Genomic DNA, 21,833 nt, shown 5'->3' on the forward strand with positions numbered 1-21,833 from the left:
CAGATGGACCTGACACGCGGACAACGCGCCAAGATCACGGACCTGATCGCCAACGGCGAGCGCTTCAGGCTCGGCGTCGCCATTCAGGCGCCGGGCTTGGGCATCGACTATGCCTGCTTCGGACTGGACGCCGAAGGCAAGCTCGCCGACGAGCGCTATATGACCTTCTTCAACCAGCCCAGCTCGCCCTGCGGCGGGGTGCGGCTGAGCACGCCTGCGGGTGATCCTGCAGACGCTCTCTCGGGTGACACGGCCAGCTTCACCATCGATCTCGGCAAGCTGCCGCTGAGCATCGAGTGCTTGACCCTCACCGCAGCGATCGAAGGCACCGGCGCCATGTCGAACATCGGCCAAGGCCATGTGCGGCTCCTCGACGGCGCCACCGAGACCGGACGCTTCGCCTTTAGCGGGGCCGACTTCGCCGCCGAGCGGGCGCTGATGCTGCTCGAGGTCTACCGTAAGGGCGGTGTCTGGCGCACTCGCGCCATTGGCCAGGGCTTCAACGGTGGACTCTCTGCCCTGGTCGAGCATTTCGGCGGCACGGTCGCCGAGCCGACGCCGGCTGCCTCGCCGCCGTCAAGGTCTCGGGCGACACCGCCTCCACCGTCTCAATCACCACCGCCTCAGCCCAAGACGCCGCCGGTCAATCTCAGCAAGATCACGCTGGAGAAGAAGGGCAACCGCGTCTCACTCGAGAAGCCAAGCAACGCCGAGCATGGCGAGATCCTGATCAACCTGAGCTGGCGCCCAGCGGTATCCGGCCCGGCCAAGCGCGGCCTCTTTGGCGGCGGCAAGCGATCCAATCAGATCGATCTCGACATCGGCTGCCTCGTCGAGCTGCGCACGGGGGACAAAGGCGCGATCCAGGCGCTAGGCAATAATTTCGGTGATCTGCTCAATCCGCCCTACATCGCGCTGGATGCCGACGATCGCAGCGGCACCCGCAGCGAAGGCGAGAACCTGCGCATCAATGGCAAACATTGGGATGCCATCCGGCGCGTCCTCATCTATGCCTTCATCTACGAGGGTGCCCCCAACTGGGCCGAGGCCGATGCCAAGATCAGCCTGAAGACGCCAGGACAGCCCGAGATCGAGGTCCGTCTCGACTCTCGGAGCAACGACCAGCCCATGTGCGCCATCGCCCTGCTGGAGAACGACACCGGCGCGGTACGCATCACCAAGCTGGTGGATTACTATATCGCGGCCACCGCGAGGTCGACCAAGCCCATCAGTGGGGCTTGAAATGGGTTCGCGGCAGCAAGGACTGAATACCCAAAGCGCCCTGTCAGAACAACTCACCCCCTGAGGAAGACATCCCATGAGCTTTCAAAACTTTGTCAATAATCTCAAAAGCAAGGCCTCGGAGCTGAAGAACGAGGCCCTCAAGTTCAAAAACAAGGACTTCATGAACGCCGCCGTCAGCGGCTCGGTGCTGATCGCGATGGCCGACGGCCACATCTCATCGGATGAGAAGCAGAAGATGATGCGCTTCATCGAGAACTATGAGGCGCTGTCGGTGTTTTCGAGTAAGGAGCTGATCGACAGCTTCCAAAACGTCGTCAGCCAAATCGAGTTCGACAAGGATCTCGGCGAGACCAAGGCTTACGAGGCGGTGCGCAAGATGAAGAGCAATGACTCGGCGGCACGTCTGATCATGCGTCTGATCATCGCTATCGCTGGCGCCGACGGCGTCTTCGACGACGACGAAAAGCGCGTCGCCCGCAAGCTCGCGATGGAACTCAACCTCAATCCCGCCGACTTCGAGCTGGCCTAACCTGATGTAAATCGCTTTGACCACAGAAGAAAGCGCCTGTGTGAGTCCGTGTGAATCTGTGGTGAACGATCAAGGCCTTTGAACCCAAAGTGCGCAAGCTCGTGTTCCTGGATCTGGACGACACCCTGTTCCAGAGCCATCGCAAATGCCCGCCGGACGGCGCGCTGCACCCGGTGGCCAGACTCCGGGACGGCAGCGCGCACTCGTTCATGACCTGCAAGCAGCGTGCGTTCTGGGATTGGCTGGCGGCCGACGCCACACTGGTGCCGACTACGGCGCGCGACTGGGATGCGCTGCGCCGGGTCGATCTGCCGTTCGAGAGTTGGTCGATCCTTGTTTATGGCGGCGTTTTACTCGATCCGAGTGGCATGCCCGACCCTGAGTGGCTGGAACGCATGCGCGCGGTTTCCGAGGTCGCACGCGCCGATCTCTTGGATCTGCTCGAACGCGCGCAAGCGTACATTCAAGATGAGAACCTCGCGGCACGGGTGCGTCTAGTCAGCGAGTTGGATCTGCCCTTCTATTTCGTCGCCAAGCATCGCGACGGTCGTGACGAGGATCTGGCACGGCTCGACGCCGAGTTGATCCAGCCGTGGTTGAGCGCGCATGGCGACGCCTACCGCGTGCATCGCAATGACAACAATCTGGCAGTGATCCCGCGAGAGGTCGGCAAGGAGCACGCCGTGCGCCACCTGATCGACCGCTTCACCAACGGCGATGAAGAGTGGCTAACGATCGGCATCGGTGACAGCCTCATCGACGGTGCCTTCATCGCTGCTTGTGACTACTGCATCACACCGCGCGATACGCAACTCTTCGCCGCGACCTTTGGCCGCCCGCTGTTCTAGGCCTCGCGGCCCGGCCTTCTCATCTCATCCTTATCATCCCATCGCCGCGCACATCCCATGGACCGAGATCCGCTGGAACAACAACCCCAGCCGCTGCGGCCGCAGCCTGCTCAAGGTCGCTGCTTTCGCGGCAGCTATCGCCCCGAGGATGTGCGCTTCCTGCTCACGCCGATCCAGCTCGAGCCGACCCCGGTAGCCGAGAAGGAACGGTTGATCCAGAGCGGTCAGCGCCATTACAGCGAGATGCTCAGCCGCGAGTCGCTGCCCTCGCCGCGCTACATGGCCCTCTTCGAGCAGGCCTGGGCGATGAATCGTGCGCGCATGGCGCAGGGGCTGCTTGATCTCGCCGCCATCATCGCCGATCAGCGAGCCGATCAGATCACCCTACTCTCACTGGCGCGCGCCGGCACCCCGGTCGGCGTGGTGCTCAAGCACACCCTAACCGACCTCTTCGCGCGCTCGGCGACGCATTATTCGCTCTCGATCATTCGCGATCGCGGCATCGATCAGCAGGCGCTGCGCTATGTGCTCGAGGAGGCTGGTCATGATCCGGCCAGCGTCGTCTTTGTCGACGGCTGGACTGGCAAAGGCGTCATCGCGCGAGAATTGCGGCGCGCCATCACCGATTTCACTGAGCATCACTGCCAGGGCGAGAACGAGGGCGCTTTAGACCCAAACCTTTATGCCCTCACCGATCTCGCTGGCGTCGGCATCGCGCCCTCGGATGCCGACTATTTGATCCCCTCGAGCATCATGAACGCAACCCTCTCGGGGCTCGTCAGCCGCTCTATCCTCAATGAGCGGATCGGCCCTCGGGACTTCCATGGCTGCGTCTATTACGCCGACTTCGCGCCCCAGGATCGCTCCGTCTGGTTCGTCGACGCCCTGCGCGATGCTATTCGCGAGCAGCTGGCCGCAGGCTACCGGCCTAACCCCAACCCGATTGACCCAACCCCGGCGAGGACTCGCTCACAACGCCTCATCGCCGAACTCAAGACCCGTTTCGCCATCCGCGACGAGAACCTGATCAAGCCCGGCATCGGCGAAGCCACCCGCGTGCTGCTGCGGCGCGTGCCCGACCTGCTGATCCTGCGTGATGCCGAGATCCCCGAGGTTGCGCATCTGCGCCAGCTCGCCGACGAAAAGGCCGTCCGCTGGGAGGTCGACCCCAGCCTGCCCTATCAAGCCGTTGCGTTGATTAAGGGGGTCACCGATGCTTGAAGCCTATCGCCTGGGCGGTTCCCTGTATGTCCCCGTGACTCATAAGGACTGCCTACAGATCGCCAATGGCAGCAAATGGCCTGAGCTGCGTTCGGTCATCTTCTGCACTGAGGACGCGGTCGCTGCCGAGGCCCTCGGCCCGGCGCTCGATAACCTGCGCTACTGCCTCGGCACGATGCGCCCGAACAGTGAGACACTCCGCTTCGTGCGGGTGCGCAACCCCGAGATTCTGAGTTGGCTGCTTAATCTACCCGGCGTCGACAAGCTCGACGGCTTCGTCCTACCCAAGCTCGACATGGGCAGCATCGACGCCTACATGGACCAGCTCGACGGCAGCCGGCGCCACTACTACTGCATGCCAACCCTCGAGACCCACGACGTATTCGATCCCGCGCGCATGACCGAGCTGCGCGACTACATGCTCGAACGCGACTATCAAGACAAGATCCTCGCGCTACGCATCGGCGGCAACGATCTCCTCGCGCTCCTCGGTATCCGACGCCCACGCGACCGCACCCTCTATCGCACCCCACTCGGGCTGACCATCGCCAACCTGGTCACGGTCTTCAAGCCGCATGGCTTCCAGCTCACCGCACCCGTGTTCGAGCATCTAGACTGCCCTGAGATGCTCGAAGAAGAGCTCGGCGAAGACCTCGCCCATGGCCTCTGCGGCAAGACCGCGATCCATCCCGATCAGCTGCCACTGATCGATAGCCGCTTCCGGGTCTCACCCAGCGATCTCGAGGTGGCCCAGCGCATCCTCGACGAAGACCGCGCCGTGTTCAAATTCGGCGGCTCCATGTGTGAGCTTGCCACCCACAGCACCTGGGCCGAGCACATCGTCGGGCGCGCAGCGAGCGAGAAGCACTGGCATGGGACGCTCACCCGGTGATGATGGCTGAGTCATCTGGTGGTGGGTGATTGCGAAGGTAGTCTCTGACCTCGGTGATGATCTGTTCCGCCGTCTCCTCGCGAGATTGACACCGATCCGCCCACGAACGCCCTGGATGCAGCATGTCCGCACTATCGAGGTTGATGGCCTCTTCAATACTTCGCTTGTGCTGCAGGAGGCGATTGGAGAGTACCTTTCCGGGGGCTGCGTCAAGATCGCCGCCCTTTCTCGCACCTTTCGGCACCGCTTTGCCCACGTAAATGGGCACAACGAAATTCTCTCTCTGGTTTTTTTCGCTGATTGCTGCGTAAGCGGGAAAATCGCCCTGATAGTAAATCGCGTAGATGCCAGCGCCATCGAAACTTGCCAAGTCGGTCATGGGGATGACCGACTGCCGTAGCATCGCCTGGCCAACGCTCTCGCCAAGATGACGTTTGTCTAACGGATTGAAGGGTATGACCCTAACGCCCGTCATGCGATCTTTCGCATGCGCAGATTCGCAAGCTTGCGAAATTCGCTTTCAGCGAGACGCATGGCCACGGACGCCGCCACCTGACGTCCAAGCACCACAGGCACGGCATTGCCGAGTTGCCGCATGGTTTCCGTCCAAGAGCCATGGAACACATAGCCGTCGGGAAAGGTCTGTAACCGCGCTGACTCTCTAACGCTAAAGTACCGCACCTGTCCATCGTCGAGAACCATCATATTTTCGCCACCAGGAACACCGTGATCACCGGCCTTTAGCGTCTTGGCAGGCATATCCAGCAGACTGCCCGTATGCCCTGGATACATTTTCGCTCCGTCCTGAAAGGCGTGATTCAAAAATCCGCTTGCTTCACGCTGGCGTGGGTCTGGCAGATCTACCAAGGCATCACGAACTGTTCGCCATGGCTTTCCGTGGAACAAAGGGAAACTAGACGATAATTGACGAATTCTAGCTTCCGATTTTCTGGGAACCTCTGGGCGCCGGTGTTTGGCCACACCATGACGTTCCCAATAGTCACCCGTGACCCACTGGGAATAAAGCAAGGCATCCAAGCCATGAGTCGGACGGGGGAAGGACCATTCGATACCAAGATCGGAACGGAAGCCCACCATGAAAACGCGCTCCCGTTTTTGCGGCACCCCGTAATCCGCTGCATTGACCAAGGTGGAAACAACATTGTAGGCGAGTCCCGATGCACGAAGCGCGCCAGAGGTCTTTTCAATCTGCAGACGCTTGAGATGATCGAGCCAGCTTTCATGATTCCTGTGGGTGACCTCTGGAAATTCCAGTTGTAGCAGGATGTACTGGTAGTAATTGGCGAAACTCGAGCGAGTCAATCCTTTCACATTCTCGATAATGAAGGATTTCGGCCGCAAGGCTCGGACGACATCAACGGTTGCGGGAAACATGTCGCGCTTGTCGCCATACGCCTTGTGCTTCCCGCCCATCGAAAAAGGCTGGCATGGCGGCCCGCCGGCCAGAAGATCAATGCCCTCGGGAATGGGCGACCAGTCGAACTCACGGACGTCACCCTCCCATAGGGGCCAATCGGCAACCACCGGATAACCGCGTTTTTGATTCTCCCTGATGGTGTCGCAAGCCCAGCGATCCCACTCGATCACTGCTAGAGATTCAAAACCCGCAAGGGACACGCCCATGGCGAGTCCCCCACCCCCGGCGAAGAGTTCAACCGATTTCATTTCTAATGGAGGCTAGCGCTTCTCAAACGTCTCCACTGGATGCAGGCCCAGCTTATCGCGAATCGTCTTGCGCGCCAGGTCGATCGGAATGATCAACACTGAGAACAGCAACACCCAGATCCACTCACCCAGGCTCAGCCCGACGGTACGCAGCACTTCGCCACCGAAGTAGGTGAAGATGATCTGCAGGGTGAAGATCAGCGCGACGACGATCATGAATAAGCGGTTCTCCGTCAGATGCTCGAACAGATCGACGTTCTCGGTGCGCGCGTTGAACTTGTTGAAGTTGTTGATGAATACGAAGAAGGCGAAGAAGCCGGTCAGGAAGGCCGCCTGGTCGAACTCACCAACGTCATCACGGAACAACGACTTGATGGGATCGAAGGTCAAAAAGATGATACTCAACGCGGCGATCGCAAAGCCGTTGATCAGGATCGAGGACCACATATCGCCGCTGATGATCGGCGTATCGCGCGGGATCGGCTTCTCGCGCATGTAGCGCTCCAACGCGGCTTCTCCCGAGAAGGCCAACGCCGCGAGCGTGTCCATGATCAGGTTGATCCACAGCAGCTGCACCATGGTCAGCGGCAGATCGAAGCCGAAGAACGGCCCGAGGAAGGCGACCAGGATCGCCGAGATATTGACCGTGAGCTGGAAGATCAAGAACTTCCGGATCGACTTGAACAGCGTCCGTCCATAGAGCACCGCGCGCGTCAGCGACGAGAAGTTGTCGTTGAGGAGGACGATATCCCCGGCCTCCTTGGCCACCTCGGTGCCGCTACCCATCGAGAAACCGACATCGGAGCGCTTCAAGGCACCGGCGTCATTGACCCCATCGCCGGTCATCCCGCCGACCAGGCCGATCTCCTGCGCGGCCTGGACCAATCGGCTCTTGGTGTGCGGATAGGCGCGCGAGACCACCTGCAGGCGCGGCAGCACCGCCTTCAGCTCCTCATCCGAGAGATCCTCGATCTCCTTCGAGGTCATGGCCACCCCAGTCCCGGCGTCGAGCAGACCGACATCGGTCGCGATCGCGCGCGCAGTCTCGTGTCGGTCACCGGTGACCATGACCACATGCACCCCGGCCTCGCGCGCCACGCGCACCGCATCGCGGGATTCCGGTCGCAGCTCGTCACGCAGGCCGACCACCGCCACCAGCGTCATCTGCTCGGGCAGCGCCTTATGCTCGCCGATCGGCGCATCCGAGACGGCCAACGCAAGCAAGCGCATCGAGCGCTCAGCCAGCGCGTTTAGGGTCGGCTCCAGCTCGGCCGGCGTTAGCGGCTGCGGCTGACCATCGGCATCGAGCATCTGCGTGCAGCGGGCCAGGATCAGCTCGGGCGCGCCCTTGATCAGGGTGGTTGCCGGACCACCCTCGAGCTGCACTGCCGAGAACTTCCGCGCGGTACTAAAGGCCACCATGTCGACCACGGAGGCCGGGTCCGGCTCGCGCAACACCGGCTCGACAAAGCGCAACAGGGCCTGCTCGGTGCGATCCGCGCCGATGATGTTGACCGCATCGGGCTTACTGACATCGAGCACGGCCATGGTATTCAGCCGGATCGAGGTGCCGACCGTCGCGCGAATCGGCTCCGGCAGCGTCGCGAAATCCGACCACTGTTGGCCATCGCCAAGCACCACCGTCGAGACCTGCAGATGGCCGCGAGTGAGCGTGCCGGTCTTATCGGTGAACAGCACATTGAGGCTGCCGGCCGCTTCGATACCGAGCAGCTTGCGCACCAACACCCGGTCCTGCAGCAGCTTGCGCATATTGATCGACAACACGATCGCGACCATCATCGGCAGCCCCTCGGGCACGGCGACGACGATGATCACCGCCGCCAGGATGATCGCGGTGACGAAATCGCTCACCAAGGCGCCCCAATTCGCCCAATCGGCAAGGAAGGGGCCAATGGTCCCTAGCGTCAGACCGCGCTCCATGAACAGCTTCTGGCCCATGAACGCAAACGCGATCGCGACGCCGCCGAAGAGGCCGAACTTGCCGATCTGACCGGCGAGGATCGACAATTTCGCCTGCAGCGGGGTCTCCCGCGCCTCGCTACTCATCTCCTGCGCCAGACGCCCGTAGAAGGTCTTATCGCCCACCGCAGCCAGCTCGACGACGGCCTCCCCGTCCTCGATCACCGAGCCTCGGAAGACCCAATGCGGATCATGCAGATCCGCCACCTCGGCGGCGACCTCCTGATTCGGCACCGCGTTCTTGTTCACCGGCTCGGACTCGCCGGTCATCGAGGCCTGATCGACCGTCAGCTCACCGGCGAGGACGATGCCATCCGCAGGCACCTTATCGCCCGGCTGCAACAACACCATATCGCCGACGACCAGGTCGTCGATCGGGATCTCCAGGCTCGAGCCATCGCGGAACACCTTGACCTGGATCTGCGAGGCGTCGGTCAACAGCCGCTGAAAGGCGCCCTCGTTCTTGTACTCCGACCAGGTCGCCACGCCCACGGCGACGAGCACCGCGATGGCGATGCCGACCCCTTCGTACCACTCGGCATAGCCGAACAGCGCCAGCGCTGTAATCATCACCAGGGCGACCATTAGCACGATGATCGTCGGGTCCTTGAAATTCGCCGTCAGTTTCTCCCAAAAGCCTTCGCTCTCCTGCGGGGTCAGCGCATTGCTCCCCCACTGCGAGCGCGAGGCCTTGACCTCGTCGGTGGTCAGGCCCGGATAGTTATTTTTCATGAGTGATTCCTGTTCTTAAAAAGCGGGGCGTCACGGATGTTAGACGGACGATTGCCTAGCCGCAGGAGCCGATGAGCGCTGCTCGCGCAGATCCGCGAGACACAGCGCGAGCGACTGCCGCCAATCCGGCAGGGCCAGCCCAAAGGTCTTGCGGAAACGCCCGGTGTCGAGCACCGAATAGGCTGGACGCGGCGCGGGTGCCGGGTATTCGCTGGTTGGGATCGGCGTGAGCCGGCACTGACTGCCGGTGGCCTCGCGAATCGCCTCGGCGAAACCGAACCAGGAGGTCGCCCCACCCCCGGTCACATGATAGAGCCCCTTGATCTGCTCGATATCGAGGCTGCCATGGAAGACGCGATAGGTGATCTGAGCGGTCACCTCGGCCAGCATGCGGCTCCAGGTCGGGGTGCCGATCTGGTCATCGACGATGCGCAGCTCGGTCCGTTCGCGAAAGAGATTCAACATGGTCAGCAGAAAATTACTGCCGCGCACGCCATACACCCAAGCGGTGCGAAACACCAAGGCCGGCGCGCCGGAGTGCAGCAGCGCCTGCTCGCCAGCGAGCTTGGTGCGGCCGTAGACACTCCTGGGCTCGGCCGGATCCTCCTCGCGATAGGGGTGATTGGTGATGCCGGAGAAGACGAAGTCGGTCGAATAATGAATCACCGGGATGCGGGGCGCGGTGCAGAGTTCCGCCATCAGTGCCAGCGCATCGGCATTGATGGCCTGCGCGCGCTCGGGCTCGCTCTCGGCCCTGTCGACAGCCGTGTAGGCGGCGGCATTGACCACGGCATCCGGCGCGGTCTCGTGGAACAGCCGGCGCAGCGATGCCGAATCGGTCAGATCCACCGCTGGCCCGTCCGCACCATCGAACGAGGCGGCAATGACCTGACCAACGGGCGCGAGGGTCCGGCGCAGTTCCCAGCCGACTTGTCCGTCGGAGCCAATGAGGAGGATGCGGGGGGTATCGGTCATGGCTCAAAACGGAATATCGTCATCGAAATCGGTGTCTGAGCCGGTCGGGGCTCGACTGCTGGGGGCTTGACCGGCGGAGGCTTGATTGTCGAAGCTCGGACTGGCGGCGGGCGCATCCTCACCGCGCTCAGGGGCCGACGCACTGGATGCCGCAGTGGGCGCTGCGGCACGACCATAGCTGGCTTCGCCGCCACCAGCGCCGCCACGCCCATCGAGCATCTGCATCGAGCCGTTGATATCCACCACGATTTCCGTGGTGTAGCGGTCTTGGCCATCCTGCCCTTGCCATTTGCGCGTGCGCAGCTTGCCCTCGATATAGACCTTGGAGCCCTTGCGCAGATACTGCCCGGCAATCTCGGCGAGTTTGCCGAAGAGGGCGACCCGGTGCCATTCGGTGCGCTCCTGCGGCTCGCCGGTCGTCTTGTCGCGCCAGCTCTCGCTGGTTGCGATGCGTAGGTTAGCGACCGCGCTGCCACTGGGCATATAGCGCACCTCGGGGTCCACGCCCAGGTTGCCGATCAGGATCACCTTATTGACGCCGCCACCTGCCATCGCATTCACTCCAAAAGGGTCGAGCTATCGAGTCTTCAATCGAAGCTTCAATGGTGCCCAAAGGGGCGCGGGCTTGTCCACCGCGCCAGTTGGTCCACTGCACTTACCGCACTCCAGCAACACGTGCGCCTGTTTGCCGCTCGTCTCCGTCTGCAGGCGCGCCGCACTGTGCTAGCATCCGGTGGCACGATAACACCCGGAGCGCGATGTGAAGCAGTGCGTTTACTATGGTCTCCTTGTTTGCGCCAGTCTGCTCATCGGCGGCTGCGCCTCGCAGCCCCCTCGCCAGAGCAGCGAGGCCAGCGTCGGAGCGGTTGGGCCGGAGATCCAGCTACCAGGCCCTGGCGTCGAGGAAGCGCGGCTGCTGGCGATGGGCATGGCGCGCAGTAAAGGTTGGCGGATCATCGAGGCCGGCGAGCGCCGTTTTTTGCTCGAACGCCCTCTGCCGCCGGACTCACCACAGACCCGCATGCTCAACCCCGAGGGCCATCCCAGCACACCCAGACTGCAAGTCGAGACCCGGCTGAGCGAGCGCGGCCGCGATGTGCTCGTCGGCTTGAGCGCTTATGTAGTGGTCAATCCCGGCACCGAAACCGAACGCCGCATCGACTACACCAGCGACTACGAAGACGCCCTGCTGATCTCGCTGAACGCCCTCGCCAACGCCTGGCTCGAGAATCGCACCCGTATCGCCTCCGAGATCCCGCTGCCGCCCGATCCCGATGCCGTGGTCATCGCCGAGGCCAGCACCAATGCGCTGCCCGAGATTCCCACCGAGCCCACACAGGATGCGCCCACCGGAGCCGGAGCCAGTGCCGAAACCGGAGAAACCGGCGCTCATACGCGTACTGATGCACCAGCTGCCGCGCCCGCGCCAGCCTCCTCGGTGACGCTCGAGCAGCCCGCCTTGCGACGCCCGGCCGGCCGGATTCGAGACGAGTTCGCAGCCGCCGAGACCAGCGAACCCAACGAGATGCTGGTGCTCGACAACCCCTCCCCGCGCGGACTCTGGACCTTCTATGCCGAGGCCTCGGCCCGCGAGCGCGGCTGTGAGCCCGATGAACGCGGCGCCGTGATGCTCAGGGCCACGCCGGCCTTCGAGTTCTACGAGATCCAATGCACCGACGGCGGCAGACTGATACTCAGCTGTCAGGGCGGCGTCTGCCGGGCTCGTCCCTAACCTGGCCTCCAGGGCCCAAGCATCGCTCCCAGCCCCCAGCCACAAACCCTGCGGCATGAAAGCGCTCAGTCCCCTGCTCCTGGCCCTCCTGCTTATCGCCCCCAGCGCGGCCACAGCCGCGAGCGCCGGCCCCAGCGTCCTGATCGGCAACTCCACCGTAGCCCGCGTCAAGGCCCTCGCCCTCGACACCGCCCTCGCGCGCGGCTGGACGCTCATCGAGAGCACGGCTGACCGCATCATCTTCGAGACCCCGTTGGAACAACCCGCCAGCGACGGCCCGCCCGGAGCCGCGCCCCCCGAGACCACCCACTTGCGCATCCGCACCGACCTCGAGCAACTGGCCGGCGGAACCCGGGTCTCGATCCAGGCCGAGGAACGCTGGTGGCGCGGCAGCGCGCGTGAATGGCGCGCCGACGTCACCCGCCTCTACCACGACAACCTGCAAGACGCCCTGCGCTCGCTGCAGCAACGCTGGCAACGCTATCTCCAGACCAGCCCAACCTTTCCGGAGGCCGCGCTCACTGCCCCCGCCATCGAACCGAGCTTCAACGAGACCCCGGTCGGACTCTGGGCCTACTATGCCGAGCGCTACGCAAGAGCCGCTGGCTGCATGCTCGACGATCAGGGCGCCACCCTGGTCAGCAGCAACCGCCGCGAAGAACTCCATCGCGTCTTTTGCACCAACCAGACCCCTATCATGGTGCGCTGCAGCAATCAGGGCTGCGGCCGGTCGCGTTGAACAGCGTCCGGCAAGGCCAAATAATGCAGGCGTTTCAGCTCCCGCCGACCCTGCGCCACCGAGTCGAGCACCAAGCCGCTGGTGAGCAGTAAGAACCCGAGCAGCATCATCCCCGTGGCCAGAATCGCAGTCGGGAAACGCGGCACCAATCCCGTCTGCATGAACTCGATCACGATCGGCACCGCGAGCAGGATCGAGCCGCTCGCGAGCAGTGCGAACAGGACCGAAAAGAACCACAGCGGCCGTTCTTCCTTCACCAGCAGGCCAATCGTGCGCAAGATGCGCAGCCCATCGCGAACAGTGCGCAATTTACTCGGTGAATGCGCCGGGCGCGCGTAATAGGGCGTCTCCAGCTCGGCCACCCGCAGGCGCATCTGCAACGCATGCACACTGAGCTGGGTCTCGATCTCGAAACCGTCCGACAGCGCGGGAAACGACTTCACGAACCGCCGCGTAAAGACCCGATAGCCGGTCAGCAGGTCGCGGAAGCGATTACCGAAGAGCGCCGCGATCAACCCCGTCAACACCTGATTGCCCAAACGATGCCCGCGCCGATAGGCATCCTCGCCACGCTCGACGCGGGCGCCGCAGACCATATCCAGCCGTTCTGCGATCAGCTGCTCGATCAGCATTGGCGCGCTCGCCGCATCATAGGTGCCATCGCCGTCGACCAAGAGATAGAGATCCGCCTCGATCTCACTGAACATCCGGCAGACCACATGCCCCTTCCCCCGGCGCTCCTCGTGGCGGACGATCGCCCCCGCCTCGGCTGCGACCGCTGCGGTCCGATCCGAGGACTGATTGTCATAGACATAGACGCTCGCCGCCGGCAACAGAGCGCGAAAATCACGCACAACAGTTGTAATCGAAGCCTCTTCATTCAGGCACGGGATCAACACCGCCACCCGCAGGTCGGGCCGCAGTGACGACGCCATGACAGTAGAATCAGGCTCAGTGGGATCAGACATGGACTCAACCTTAGATGTTCGGGACAGAAGCGACGGACCGCATCATCCAGAATGAACGTGATACGCTCATTAACACTGATTTGGGATCAGGATGCAGCAGTGACACTGTCGGCAAATCGCATTTCGCGGCTGAGGCTCCTCGGGCTGGGACTCATGCTCGCCCTTCCACCCGCTGGGCTAGTCCGCGCCGCCACCGCCGAAGAGACCGCCGAGGCGCGCCAGTTGATCGCGCAAGGCAAACGCTTCGAGCACGGCGTCGGCGCCCCGCAACAGCTCGACCAAGCCCTGACCTTCTATTGCCAGGCTGCCGATCTCGGCCTGGGCGAGGCGGGTTTTCATCTCGGCTGGCTCTATGCCAGCGGGCGCCTTGGCGCCGTCGACGAAGTCATGGCCGCCGCCTGGTTCCAAAGCGCGCACGCCGCTGGATATCCACAAGCGGAATCGCAACTGCGCCGGCTCAGGGCGCTCGATCGCCCACTAACCGAGCAGCCGCGCTGTCTGCTCACCGACGCGCTCGTGGAACGCCGCCTGCCACCTCCGGGCAACACCGATAGCGCCAACGCGTCCCCGGCAACCCAAACACCGGCCGGGTTTCAGGTCCGCAAGCTCGCCCGCGCCGATATCATCGCACTGGTCCGCCAACTCGCGCCCAACTTCCGGCTCGATCCCGAGCTGGTGCTAGCGTTGATCCAGGCCGAGTCCAATTTCGACCCCACCGCCCACTCACCCAAGGATGCGCGCGGGCTCATGCAACTGATTCCAGCCACCGCCGAGCGGTTCGGCGTCCAGGACATCTGGGACCCGGTGCAGAACATGCGCGGCGGCATGGCCTACCTGCGCTGGCTGCTGGATCATTTCGACGGCGACCGCGAGCTGGCCCTCGCCGGCTACAATGCGGGCGAAGGTGCCGTCCGCCGCCATGGCGGCATCCCGCCCTATCCCGAGACCCAAGCCTACGTCAAGCGCATCACCGCGCGGCTCGACGCCACTCCTGTCACTGCCGAGGCCCGCGACCGGGCACAACGCTGATCTTGAAACTCATCATCCAGATCCCCTGCTACAACGAGGCCGAGACCCTTGGCCTCACCCTCGACGCCCTGCCGCGCCAAGTGCCCGGCTTCGAACACGTCGAATGGCTCATCATCGACGACGGCAGCCAGGACCAGACCGTGCAGGTCGCACAGCGCTGCGGCGTCGACCACATCGTGCGCCACAGCCGTAACCTTGGCCTCGCGCGCGCCTTCAGCAGCGGCCTCAGCGCCTGCCTGCGCCAAGGCGCCGACGTCATCGTCAACACCGACGCCGATAACCAATACGATGCCCGCGATATCCCCGCCCTCACCGCCCCAGTGCTCGCCGGCGAGGCCGAGCTAGTCATCGGCAGCCGACCAATCGAGCAGATCGCCCACTTCTCGCCGCTGAAAAAACGCCTGCAACGGCTCGGTAGCTTGATCGTGCGCCTGGCCAGCGGCACCCAAGTGGACGATGCCACCAGCGGCTTTCGCGCCATCAGCCGCACCGCCGCCCAGCGTCTGATCGTGTTCAACAACTACACTTATACCCTCGAGACCATCGTCCAGGCCGGCCATCGCCAGATGGCCATCGCCACGGTGCCAGTGCGCGTCAATCCCGACCTGCGCCCCTCGCGGCTGCTGCGCAGCATCCCCTCCTACGTTTGGCGCAGCATGGTCACCATCGTCCGCATCTTCGTCATCTACCGGCCGTTTCGGTTCTTCGCCAGCATTGGGGCTTTGCTCTTCGGCCTCGGTTTCCTGATCGGGTTGCGCTTTCTCGGGTTCTACCTCAGCGGCAGCGGCTCCGGGCATGTGCAGTCGCTGATCCTCGCCGCCGTGCTGCTTGGGATGGGCTTTCAGACACTCTTGGTCGCCTTTCTCGCCGATTTGCTGGCGGCGAATCGGAAGTTATTGGAGGATATTCGTTTTCGTGCTGGGGTCTGGCAACTGCGCAACAGGGGTTATTAGGCATGACCAGCTTTAATCTTATACGTTTTTGCTGAAATCCAAGACGCGGTCACAAAGAACAGCAGATCACCAACAACTGTTACTAAACGACCGAGCAGGATAGCTAGGATTAAATCAGCCTCAGCCACAAGCCCCTTAAGCAATAGTAGCAGTATCAATTCACGAACACCTAAACCTGCTGGAGCCCCAGGGGTCAGCAAACCAACCAACCAGGCAGCAATGTAAGCAGATCCGATTATCAGCCAGTAACGAAATGACAAACCCTCAGCGTCGGCAATCAGATCAAGCGAGGCAACAAATATGGCTCCAGAAATAACTAAAAAGAGCATTTGCCACCCAAACGTCCACACAGGCTGGCGACCAACGCAATTTATTGATAGAGCCGTTATCAATGTGACAGAGCCAACGAGAAGGAACACAACTTCCAACTCTAGAAAATCTGGCAACACAACTGGCAGTAGCAACAGGCTAAGCAAGCTTCCAGCAACGGCCAATGTGCCAAGTTCCAAAATGATAGATTTAGCCAGAACCCCAGCCGCCATGCCGGTAGCCATGCCAAGCGCCTGCCTCCCGGCAAGGTGAAAAATATTCCCTGGTATGTACTTGGCCAGCTGTGAAATGCCATAGATTCTGAACGCGTTGATGCGCGTCACCGAAGCACCTAAGTGGACTAACAGATGCCACCAAGCCAAGGCAAGCAAAAAATTAGCTAACCCAGAGATCAGAGCAAATCCAGAAATTTGACCCCACGCTGACGACCCAAACCTGGAAAAATCGAGGTCGAGCCAGTAAGACTGAAGCCGAAATGCGACGAACACGAGGCTTATTAACGCCAAGCCACTCCCAACCCAATGCAAAGCACGCCGTAACGACTGGGTCTCGATCAGTGGTGCGGACGACATAACAGCATCGTCCAGGGCAGTGGACTTCTTGCTTCAATAACATCGAAATACTGTGAAACCAGCTCAAAAAAACCCTTTCTAGTCCAATGTTGTATATGTCCGGGGGTATTACCCAAACGCCTGATATATTTGCCTCTCGCAAGATTGAGTGCACACCAGAGAGGCTCTTGCGGCACACTGAGAATCAAATACTTTCTCGCGACTCGCTGCAATGCCTTCAACCCAGCTTCCGGATGCTCCAAATGCTCAATTACCTCGCAACAAACTATCAGGTCTGCTGCATCTTTGGCTGTATCAAGATCGTAGATGCTGGCAACTTTAAAAATCGATGGCGGAAAACCACAGCTCTCTGCATTAGTGCGTGCAATCTCGATAACACTGATTGAGAAGTCGCTGCCTCTGGATGACAAACCTTGATCATTCCATCGCAATACCCAATAACCTTCGCCACAGCCAATTTCATGTATCGATTCAGGCGAAGCTTTGGCTACAAATTCGGACAAGGTGTCCTCAAAGCCTTTCATTATCCATTTGACTATGGGATTACTTGTGCTGTATTTGTCATAGGTATTACCAATTGCGATGCCACTTTCTTCGATGCCACCGGCAATCTTTATGTTCACAAGTAAGCCCTTTTAGTTCAACTAACGATCAAAAAAATGTGGCTCTTTTCCGATCCCTGTGGGTGGCCTCAGAAGATCGACCGATCCACTAACCTCAAAATCCGTACTTGCTGATCAACCATCAGCGCGTGGGGCTTGACGTTTTTGCTGAGCACAGCGCCGGTACCGCCGAAAGCAGATCACGCTACTTAGCCATTAACGAGCTTGCGAACAAATCGGCGCGCGTCCTTGAGCAGCAAGATCAGTTGCCGATCTTGCAATGGCGTCGGCTCGAAACCAAAACGGCGATAAAACGCATCGGCCGAGCATCGACAGGGTGTGTCAGTAGCGCTCGAATTCCGGCGTGTTCGGCAACGGCGATCGTACGCATGATGGCGTCCTGCAGCAGACTGTAACCCAGACCCCGCTTCTGGTCATCCAAATCCACCGCGAGCCTCGCTAGAATAACCAGCGGTATCGGGTACTGCCCCATCCCGCGACGAATGCGCTCTGAGGCTTCCAGCGTATCGATCTGACCAAAGGTCAGACTGTAGTAGCCAGCCACCCGATCCTGATCACAAGCCACAAAGGTTCTCGCCGAACCGCTACCTTGCGCCTGGCGCGCATGCTGCAGCAGCCAATGCGTGAGGGCGGGCTGACCGCAATCGAATGCCGCCAGCCGATGCGTTGCACTCAACGGCTGAGGCGCCGACACATTCAAGTGTCGACCCAGACCGGACGGCGAGAAAACAGATCCTCCAGGCCCGGATTGTCCGTCTCGGGGCGATCCAACATTTGCAAGAGTGCCTGGTATTGACTGCCCGAAACCATGAACAGACGTTGATCCAGCAAGGTCTGCTCTGCGGCCTGGTAGGCAGCATCGAGAATAAAATCCGTCAGCGATTTGTGGGCCACTTCGGCAGCACGGCGCAGCACTGTCTCCTGCTCGGGGTTGGCACTCAGGCCTAGACGGGAAGATCGGTCAGCTAGACACTTCTTCGGGCTCGCCGTAAGTTTCGATTCCCAGGCGCCGGGCGACATCTTGAGCGCGGCTGTCGATCATCGGTGAGATGACGATGAGACGGTTGGCCTGACGCTCGTGCCGCCGCTCGTAGAACCGGGCCTTGCGCTCGAAAATATACATCCCGGCTTTGTCGATAGAGGATTTAAGCTCACACAGGATAAGCAGACCATTTTTGATGAGGACATCGATCTCGATTTGGTCCGGACGACCGAAAACCTCGCCGTTGTCATCGTATTCGCTCACATTGAGCACCTCGACACCAAAGGTCTTTTCCAGGATGCCGGCCAGTGCGTCGCGAAAGGCTTTCTCCGAGCGCAATCCCCAGCGCGCGCCTAGGGCACCGATGCTGCGGTCGATGCGTTTACCCAGCGCAAGGCTTTCCTCATGGAGACCTTTTAGCTCCGCTTGGTTGACTTCCCACTTGCGGTTCTGCTCTTCCCACTTGCGGTTCTGCTCTTCCCACTTGCGGTTCTGTTCCTCTCGCAACGCTTGCAGCTCTGCCTGGCTCGCTTCCCACTTGCGGTTCTGCTCCTCTCGCAACGCTTGCAGCTCTGCCTGCTTGGCTTCCCACTTGCGTTCGGCTTCCTGGCGCTCGCGCTCGAGGCGTTCGTCGTTCTTTCGCCAGAGTGCGTCTTGGCGTTCACGCTCTCGGCGCATTTCCTCCAGCGTTTGATGGAACCAATCGTTGGTCTCGTCGCGGCGGCTGTAAAGGTTGGCGGTCAGACTGAGGATGGCTTCGCGAAATGCAGGATCGGATTCGAGCCATGTGGGCAACTCGCGCTTGACGGTCTCCTTGAGTGATTCGAGCGTCGTCATCGGCTACTCCAGGTTGATCCAGAATCAGACAATGGCCCTAGGGTAGCACCGGCGGATGCCTGCAAGTAGGGGAGAACGGTGAGCGCTTCGCGATGAGCAGCGGGACAGCCGAGCCTCATACCCGTTACCGAGCATCGGCTGTGAGTTGGTGCTGGCTGAAGTCTATGACCGGATCGACTTCGCGGTTGTTGGCTGAGCTGACTCTCACCTCAGGGCTCAGAATAGCCAAATCGCTATGCCTTGTAGCCCAACCGCCATCAAGACAGTTATCTTGAATATGAATCGCAACACTGGCCGCTGCCATAGATCCTTCAGCCAGTAGAGATAAGCCGCGAACCACAGCGGCGCCGAGGCAGTCCGTGCAGCCGCGAGGCCGCTCCACAGCCGCCCTAGGCGCGACCGCGCGCCGCCAGCCAAAGCCCTCGCAACCCAGCGGGCGCAAAGGCCAGGCTCAGTGCGATCAAGGGCGCGGAAAGGATACCCCAGTAGTCGTTATCGGGTCGCCCGGCAATCATGAAGGCCAGCGTGTAGAGCGCGACCGTCAACCTCAACCGGTTGCCCAGCGGATGCCGCCAAGCGCCCGCTCCAAGCAGCGCCAGCGGCAGTGCAATCACCGCCAGCCAAGGGCCGAGTATCAGCACAACGACATTCCATTGCGCGGTTTCCAGCACGAACCGCCAACCGCCGAACACCAGCCAGCCACTACTCGCCAGCGCATCCGGCCCGACATGCTCGGAGACTTCCCAAGCATGGACGACAAGATAAAGCATAAAGGCCAGGATCGCCGCGCCCCAGGCGAGCGTTTCGCGGCGCTGTCCCTCAAGCAACGCACAAAATCCCATCACCGCCACGAATGCCAAGGCATGCTCGCGAAAAGCCAGCGCCGCGAACCCGCTCAGCACCGCTAGCGGCCATGCGGAGTGGCGCAACGCCAAGGACAACGCGATCAAAACCCCGGCCCAGGTCTCGTGCAGATACAGCGAAGGTGCCGGCATGGGCAAGGCCATGGTCACGCCCGTGCCGAGCAACAAGCCAGCTGCGAGCACTGTCCAACGCTGAAAGCCGGCACGAATCAACACCCAGAGCCAGAGCAGCACCGTGATCACCGCCAGCGCTTGCAGCAGCTTGCCCGCCCACTGCTCTCCCAGCGTCGCGATCACCGTTGCGGTCGTTGGCAAACGCCAAGTGACGAAGGGGGTGGTTGGATACCGACGCACGGGCTGTTCGGCGCCCGTCGCCGAATAGAAAGAGTCCCCGGTTTGCATCCGTTCAACCACCGCGCGGTAGAGCGCAACATCGCCGCGATCGGCCTCGAGCATTTGGCCGCCATCATCGCTTTCCGCCACCGAGGGAACATCGATGACAAAGCCATAGGCAATCGCCAATAGCAGGGTTAGTAGCACCGCTCGCGCAAGACGCGATGGCCAGGAGGCATAGCGAATTGCTAGATTCGACTTGGTTCGTTGCTGATGGCTTAAAACAGCCAAACCGCCACGCCCTGTATTCCGATTGCAAGCACCACCGCCTTAGGCCAAAGTCGGTGCAAGATCGAGCTGGAGTCTTTCAGCCAATAGCGATAAGCCGCAAACCACAGTGGCGCCGAAGCAGTAAGAGCCTCTAGCGGATAACGATAGGGAATAAAATCAGGCAAGTAGCGATTCATTTTGTATTGTAATAAAAGATAGATTAAGCCGCCGACCGAAGCCCCACGTACCCAAGGATCACTGTTTTGCCATGCCGCACGCAAACCAGGTAGAAGAACGACCAAAAAAGGAGACCATATCAGAAAGCCCACGCGAGGATCAAGCAATCCACCTATGATATTAAAAAATAAAACCTGCCAATCAAACGAGACAAGTCTATCCTGAAAAGAATTACCATACCCCCCTGATATAGAAAAGCCATCAAATATTAACGCATTATAAAAAAGAAGCAAACAGAGACCTAAAGCCGACCCAAAACCAATGCCGACAATCGGACGAACCGAACGTTTCGAGATACCGCAGGCGATACCAAGACACGCTGGAATAAATGCTGTATGGGGTCTTGTCAACAGAGCTGCACCAAAGGAAAACCCCGAAGCCCAATAATTCTTTCGACTGCTGAAAAAAACGCCTAAAGCAATCCAAAACATTGCTGGCCCATGCTGCCAAAGCGCATCCGAAGCAACTGACCATGCACTTGTTCCGAGGCCAGCGATCCAAGCACCACTCCAAGCTTCTTGCGGCTGACCTTGGATACGAAATATCAAACCAAGGATCGCAATAGCAGCTGCGACTGAAAGCACTGCTGTTAGTGTTGCAGGCCACAAAGGAGGCAAGAGTAAAGAAACGCCTTCAATTTCAGGCCAAGAAGGATTCTTCAAATTGAATTCTTGCAATTCTCCTTGTGCTATTATATATGCTGGAAAGGCTAATAAAGCGGCGCCTGGAGGATACTGAGACACTGTCCCTTTAGGTGCTTTTACATAGTAACCAAAAGGCCCATGAAAGGGCTGCTTAGTCAAATGCTCATAACCAGAAAGATAAACAGTCCCCCTGTTCCCTATATGCCAAGCCGTGACTGTATTTGTCAAGGCATCCCCGTTGACCGGCAATTGCCAACTTGCTGTTAGTCCGTAAATAATTATTAGCGGAAAAAAAATCGAAAGAAAAAATCGCAGGGATGAAGCCTTGGAAACCCAAGCTAGCAGGTTAAATCGCTTTTCCAGCGGTAGTTTACGACGCATGGTGGACATTACGCTCTGCTTCGTGGCGAATGTCGCTATACTGTTCGCCTTGCAAGTAAGTATCGACATCTTCCACGAGCGTAAACTCGAATAGCCAGAGCGCAGCAGACATTGACTCTAACCCCAGCCCTTTTAAGGTGCATAAAAACAACATTTAAGATCAGCCGGTTACGATATCAGAGTGGATCTTACAGCCATCGAATCCAGCGATCTCCTACAAGCACTTCGAAGA

At 60.4% G+C, this 21,833-nt stretch carries 22 protein-coding genes; 9 read left to right on the forward strand and 13 right to left on the reverse strand.

Annotated features, from left to right (window positions below):
* The first annotated feature begins 3 nt into the window (after window positions 1-3).
* The 5 genes from AC54T3_RS12000 to AC54T3_RS12020 all read left to right on the forward strand — a co-directional run bounded on the left by AC54T3_RS12000 (window position 4) and on the right by AC54T3_RS12020 (window position 4,735).
* Entirely contained in the window at window positions 4-1,242 is a 1,239-nt protein-coding gene (locus AC54T3_RS12000; RefSeq protein ID WP_496625016.1) for a TerD family protein, read from the forward strand.
* Window positions 1,243-1,318: 76 nt separating this feature from the next.
* Entirely contained in the window at window positions 1,319-1,774 is a 456-nt protein-coding gene (locus AC54T3_RS12005) for a tellurite resistance TerB family protein (protein ID WP_496625018.1), read from the forward strand.
* 89 nt (window positions 1,775-1,863) lie between these two features.
* Window positions 1,864-2,622 (forward strand): HAD family hydrolase, encoded by a 759-nt coding sequence (locus tag AC54T3_RS12010; protein ID WP_496625020.1) that lies wholly within the window; start codon window positions 1,864-1,866, stop codon window positions 2,620-2,622.
* Window positions 2,623-2,679: 57 nt separating this feature from the next.
* Complete coding sequence (locus tag AC54T3_RS12015; RefSeq protein ID WP_496625022.1) at window positions 2,680-3,843, forward strand: cysteine protease StiP family protein; 1,164 nt, start codon at window positions 2,680-2,682, stop codon at window positions 3,841-3,843.
* Window positions 3,836-4,735 carry an HpcH/HpaI aldolase/citrate lyase family protein gene (locus tag AC54T3_RS12020; protein ID WP_496625023.1) on the forward strand — a complete coding sequence of 300 codons (900 nt, stop codon included), beginning with the start codon at window positions 3,836-3,838 and terminating at the stop codon, window positions 4,733-4,735. Before AC54T3_RS12015 ends, AC54T3_RS12020 begins: the two co-directional genes overlap by 8 nt.
* On the opposite strand, the gene AC54T3_RS12025 is transcribed toward AC54T3_RS12020, so the two are convergent.
* The 5 genes from AC54T3_RS12025 to ssb all read right to left on the reverse strand — a co-directional run bounded on the left by AC54T3_RS12025 (window position 4,725) and on the right by ssb (window position 10,660).
* Window positions 4,725-5,114: an Eco29kI family restriction endonuclease gene (locus AC54T3_RS12025; protein WP_496625025.1), complete on the reverse strand. Its 390-nt coding sequence runs from the start codon at window positions 5,112-5,114 to the stop codon at window positions 4,725-4,727. The genes AC54T3_RS12020 and AC54T3_RS12025 overlap by 11 nt on opposite strands.
* A 92-nt stretch (window positions 5,115-5,206) precedes the next feature.
* Window positions 5,207-6,421 (reverse strand): DNA cytosine methyltransferase, encoded by a 1,215-nt coding sequence (locus tag AC54T3_RS12030; protein ID WP_496625027.1) that lies wholly within the window; start codon window positions 6,419-6,421, stop codon window positions 5,207-5,209.
* A gap of 12 nt (window positions 6,422-6,433) precedes the next feature.
* Window positions 6,434-9,133 (reverse strand): calcium-translocating P-type ATPase, PMCA-type, encoded by a 2,700-nt coding sequence (locus AC54T3_RS12035; protein WP_496625029.1) that lies wholly within the window; start codon window positions 9,131-9,133, stop codon window positions 6,434-6,436.
* Between the two features lie 39 nt (window positions 9,134-9,172).
* Window positions 9,173-10,108 (reverse strand): dTDP-4-dehydrorhamnose reductase, encoded by a 936-nt coding sequence (gene rfbD, locus AC54T3_RS12040; protein ID WP_496625030.1) that lies wholly within the window; start codon window positions 10,106-10,108, stop codon window positions 9,173-9,175.
* Between the two features lie 3 nt (window positions 10,109-10,111).
* Window positions 10,112-10,660: a single-stranded DNA-binding protein gene (gene ssb, locus AC54T3_RS12045; RefSeq protein ID WP_496625032.1), complete on the reverse strand. Its 549-nt coding sequence runs from the start codon at window positions 10,658-10,660 to the stop codon at window positions 10,112-10,114.
* Between the two features lie 208 nt (window positions 10,661-10,868).
* Between ssb and AC54T3_RS12050 the strand changes: the two genes are divergently transcribed.
* Both AC54T3_RS12050 and AC54T3_RS12055 read left to right on the forward strand, forming a co-directional pair.
* Complete coding sequence (locus tag AC54T3_RS12050) at window positions 10,869-11,840, forward strand: hypothetical protein (protein ID WP_496625034.1); 972 nt, start codon at window positions 10,869-10,871, stop codon at window positions 11,838-11,840.
* A gap of 55 nt (window positions 11,841-11,895) precedes the next feature.
* Window positions 11,896-12,579 carry a hypothetical protein gene (locus tag AC54T3_RS12055; RefSeq protein WP_496625036.1) on the forward strand — a complete coding sequence of 228 codons (684 nt, stop codon included), beginning with the start codon at window positions 11,896-11,898 and terminating at the stop codon, window positions 12,577-12,579.
* On the opposite strand, the gene AC54T3_RS12060 is transcribed toward AC54T3_RS12055, so the two are convergent.
* The gene (locus AC54T3_RS12060) at window positions 12,555-13,514 is read right to left on the reverse strand and encodes a glycosyltransferase (protein WP_496625037.1); all 960 of its coding nucleotides are present in this window, start codon (window positions 13,512-13,514) and stop codon (window positions 12,555-12,557) included. The two genes, AC54T3_RS12055 and AC54T3_RS12060, sit on opposite strands and share 25 nt — an antisense overlap.
* Window positions 13,515-13,700: 186 nt before the next feature.
* Here AC54T3_RS12060 and AC54T3_RS12065 point away from each other — a divergent pair, with 186 nt between their 5' ends.
* Window positions 13,701-14,576, forward strand: a complete 876-nt coding sequence (locus AC54T3_RS12065) for a transglycosylase SLT domain-containing protein (protein ID WP_496625039.1) — start codon at window positions 13,701-13,703, stop codon at window positions 14,574-14,576.
* A gap of 2 nt (window positions 14,577-14,578) precedes the next feature.
* On the forward strand, window positions 14,579-15,529 hold the full coding sequence (locus tag AC54T3_RS12070; RefSeq protein WP_496625040.1) for a glycosyltransferase family 2 protein: 951 nt from the start codon (window positions 14,579-14,581) through the stop codon (window positions 15,527-15,529).
* Here the strand turns inward: AC54T3_RS12070 and AC54T3_RS12075 are convergent.
* The 7 genes from AC54T3_RS12075 to AC54T3_RS12105 form a co-directional block, all read right to left on the reverse strand.
* Window positions 15,526-16,431, reverse strand: a complete 906-nt coding sequence (locus AC54T3_RS12075) for a hypothetical protein (protein WP_496625042.1) — start codon at window positions 16,429-16,431, stop codon at window positions 15,526-15,528. The genes AC54T3_RS12070 and AC54T3_RS12075 overlap by 4 nt on opposite strands.
* Window positions 16,413-17,054, reverse strand: coding sequence for a class I SAM-dependent methyltransferase (locus AC54T3_RS12080; protein ID WP_496625043.1), 642 nt, complete (start codon window positions 17,052-17,054; stop codon window positions 16,413-16,415). Before AC54T3_RS12080 ends, AC54T3_RS12075 begins: the two co-directional genes overlap by 19 nt.
* A 241-nt stretch (window positions 17,055-17,295) precedes the next feature.
* Window positions 17,296-17,730 (reverse strand): GNAT family N-acetyltransferase, encoded by a 435-nt coding sequence (locus AC54T3_RS12085; RefSeq protein WP_496625045.1) that lies wholly within the window; start codon window positions 17,728-17,730, stop codon window positions 17,296-17,298.
* 20 nt (window positions 17,731-17,750) lie between these two features.
* Complete coding sequence (locus tag AC54T3_RS12090) at window positions 17,751-18,074, reverse strand: type II toxin-antitoxin system TacA family antitoxin (protein WP_496625047.1); 324 nt, start codon at window positions 18,072-18,074, stop codon at window positions 17,751-17,753.
* A complete protein-coding gene (locus AC54T3_RS12095; protein ID WP_496625049.1) occupies window positions 18,016-18,873 on the reverse strand; it encodes a PD-(D/E)XK nuclease family protein in 858 nt (285 codons plus the stop codon). Before AC54T3_RS12095 ends, AC54T3_RS12090 begins: the two co-directional genes overlap by 59 nt.
* A 389-nt stretch (window positions 18,874-19,262) precedes the next feature.
* Window positions 19,263-20,276 carry a hypothetical protein gene (locus AC54T3_RS12100; RefSeq protein WP_496625051.1) on the reverse strand — a complete coding sequence of 338 codons (1,014 nt, stop codon included), beginning with the start codon at window positions 20,274-20,276 and terminating at the stop codon, window positions 19,263-19,265.
* A gap of 71 nt (window positions 20,277-20,347) precedes the next feature.
* Window positions 20,348-21,610 carry a hypothetical protein gene (locus tag AC54T3_RS12105; protein WP_496625052.1) on the reverse strand — a complete coding sequence of 421 codons (1,263 nt, stop codon included), beginning with the start codon at window positions 21,608-21,610 and terminating at the stop codon, window positions 20,348-20,350.
* Between the last annotated feature and the right edge of the window lie 223 nt (window positions 21,611-21,833).

Source organism: Halochromatium sp. NSM3 (assembly GCF_059621085.1).

Bases quoted from the DNA above. Each gene is read 5' to 3' on its own strand.
- AC54T3_RS12025 (WP_496625025.1), bottom strand. From the start codon at position 5,114: ATGACCGACTTGGCAAGTTTCGATGGCGCTGGCATCTACGCGATTTAC.
- AC54T3_RS12090 (WP_496625047.1), bottom strand. From the start codon at position 18,074: ATGTCGCCCGGCGCCTGGGAATCGAAACTTACGGCGAGCCCGAAGAAG.
- AC54T3_RS12055 (WP_496625036.1), top strand. From the start codon at position 11,896: ATGAAAGCGCTCAGTCCCCTGCTCCTGGCCCTCCTGCTTATCGCCCCC.
- ssb (WP_496625032.1), bottom strand. From the start codon at position 10,660: ATGGCAGGTGGCGGCGTCAATAAGGTGATCCTGATCGGCAACCTGGGC.
- AC54T3_RS12065 (WP_496625039.1), top strand. From the start codon at position 13,701: ATGCTCGCCCTTCCACCCGCTGGGCTAGTCCGCGCCGCCACCGCCGAA.
- rfbD (WP_496625030.1), bottom strand. From the start codon at position 10,108: ATGACCGATACCCCCCGCATCCTCCTCATTGGCTCCGACGGACAAGTC.
- AC54T3_RS12035 (WP_496625029.1), bottom strand. From the start codon at position 9,133: ATGAAAAATAACTATCCGGGCCTGACCACCGACGAGGTCAAGGCCTCG.
- AC54T3_RS12015 (WP_496625022.1), top strand. From the start codon at position 2,680: ATGGACCGAGATCCGCTGGAACAACAACCCCAGCCGCTGCGGCCGCAG.
- AC54T3_RS12000 (WP_496625016.1), top strand. From the start codon at position 4: ATGGACCTGACACGCGGACAACGCGCCAAGATCACGGACCTGATCGCC.
- AC54T3_RS12095 (WP_496625049.1), bottom strand. From the start codon at position 18,873: ATGACGACGCTCGAATCACTCAAGGAGACCGTCAAGCGCGAGTTGCCC.
- AC54T3_RS12075 (WP_496625042.1), bottom strand. From the start codon at position 16,431: ATGTCGTCCGCACCACTGATCGAGACCCAGTCGTTACGGCGTGCTTTG.
- AC54T3_RS12020 (WP_496625023.1), top strand. From the start codon at position 3,836: ATGCTTGAAGCCTATCGCCTGGGCGGTTCCCTGTATGTCCCCGTGACT.
- AC54T3_RS12105 (WP_496625052.1), bottom strand. From the start codon at position 21,610: ATGTCCACCATGCGTCGTAAACTACCGCTGGAAAAGCGATTTAACCTG.
- AC54T3_RS12030 (WP_496625027.1), bottom strand. From the start codon at position 6,421: ATGAAATCGGTTGAACTCTTCGCCGGGGGTGGGGGACTCGCCATGGGC.
- AC54T3_RS12060 (WP_496625037.1), bottom strand. From the start codon at position 13,514: ATGGCGTCGTCACTGCGGCCCGACCTGCGGGTGGCGGTGTTGATCCCG.
- AC54T3_RS12005 (WP_496625018.1), top strand. From the start codon at position 1,319: ATGAGCTTTCAAAACTTTGTCAATAATCTCAAAAGCAAGGCCTCGGAG.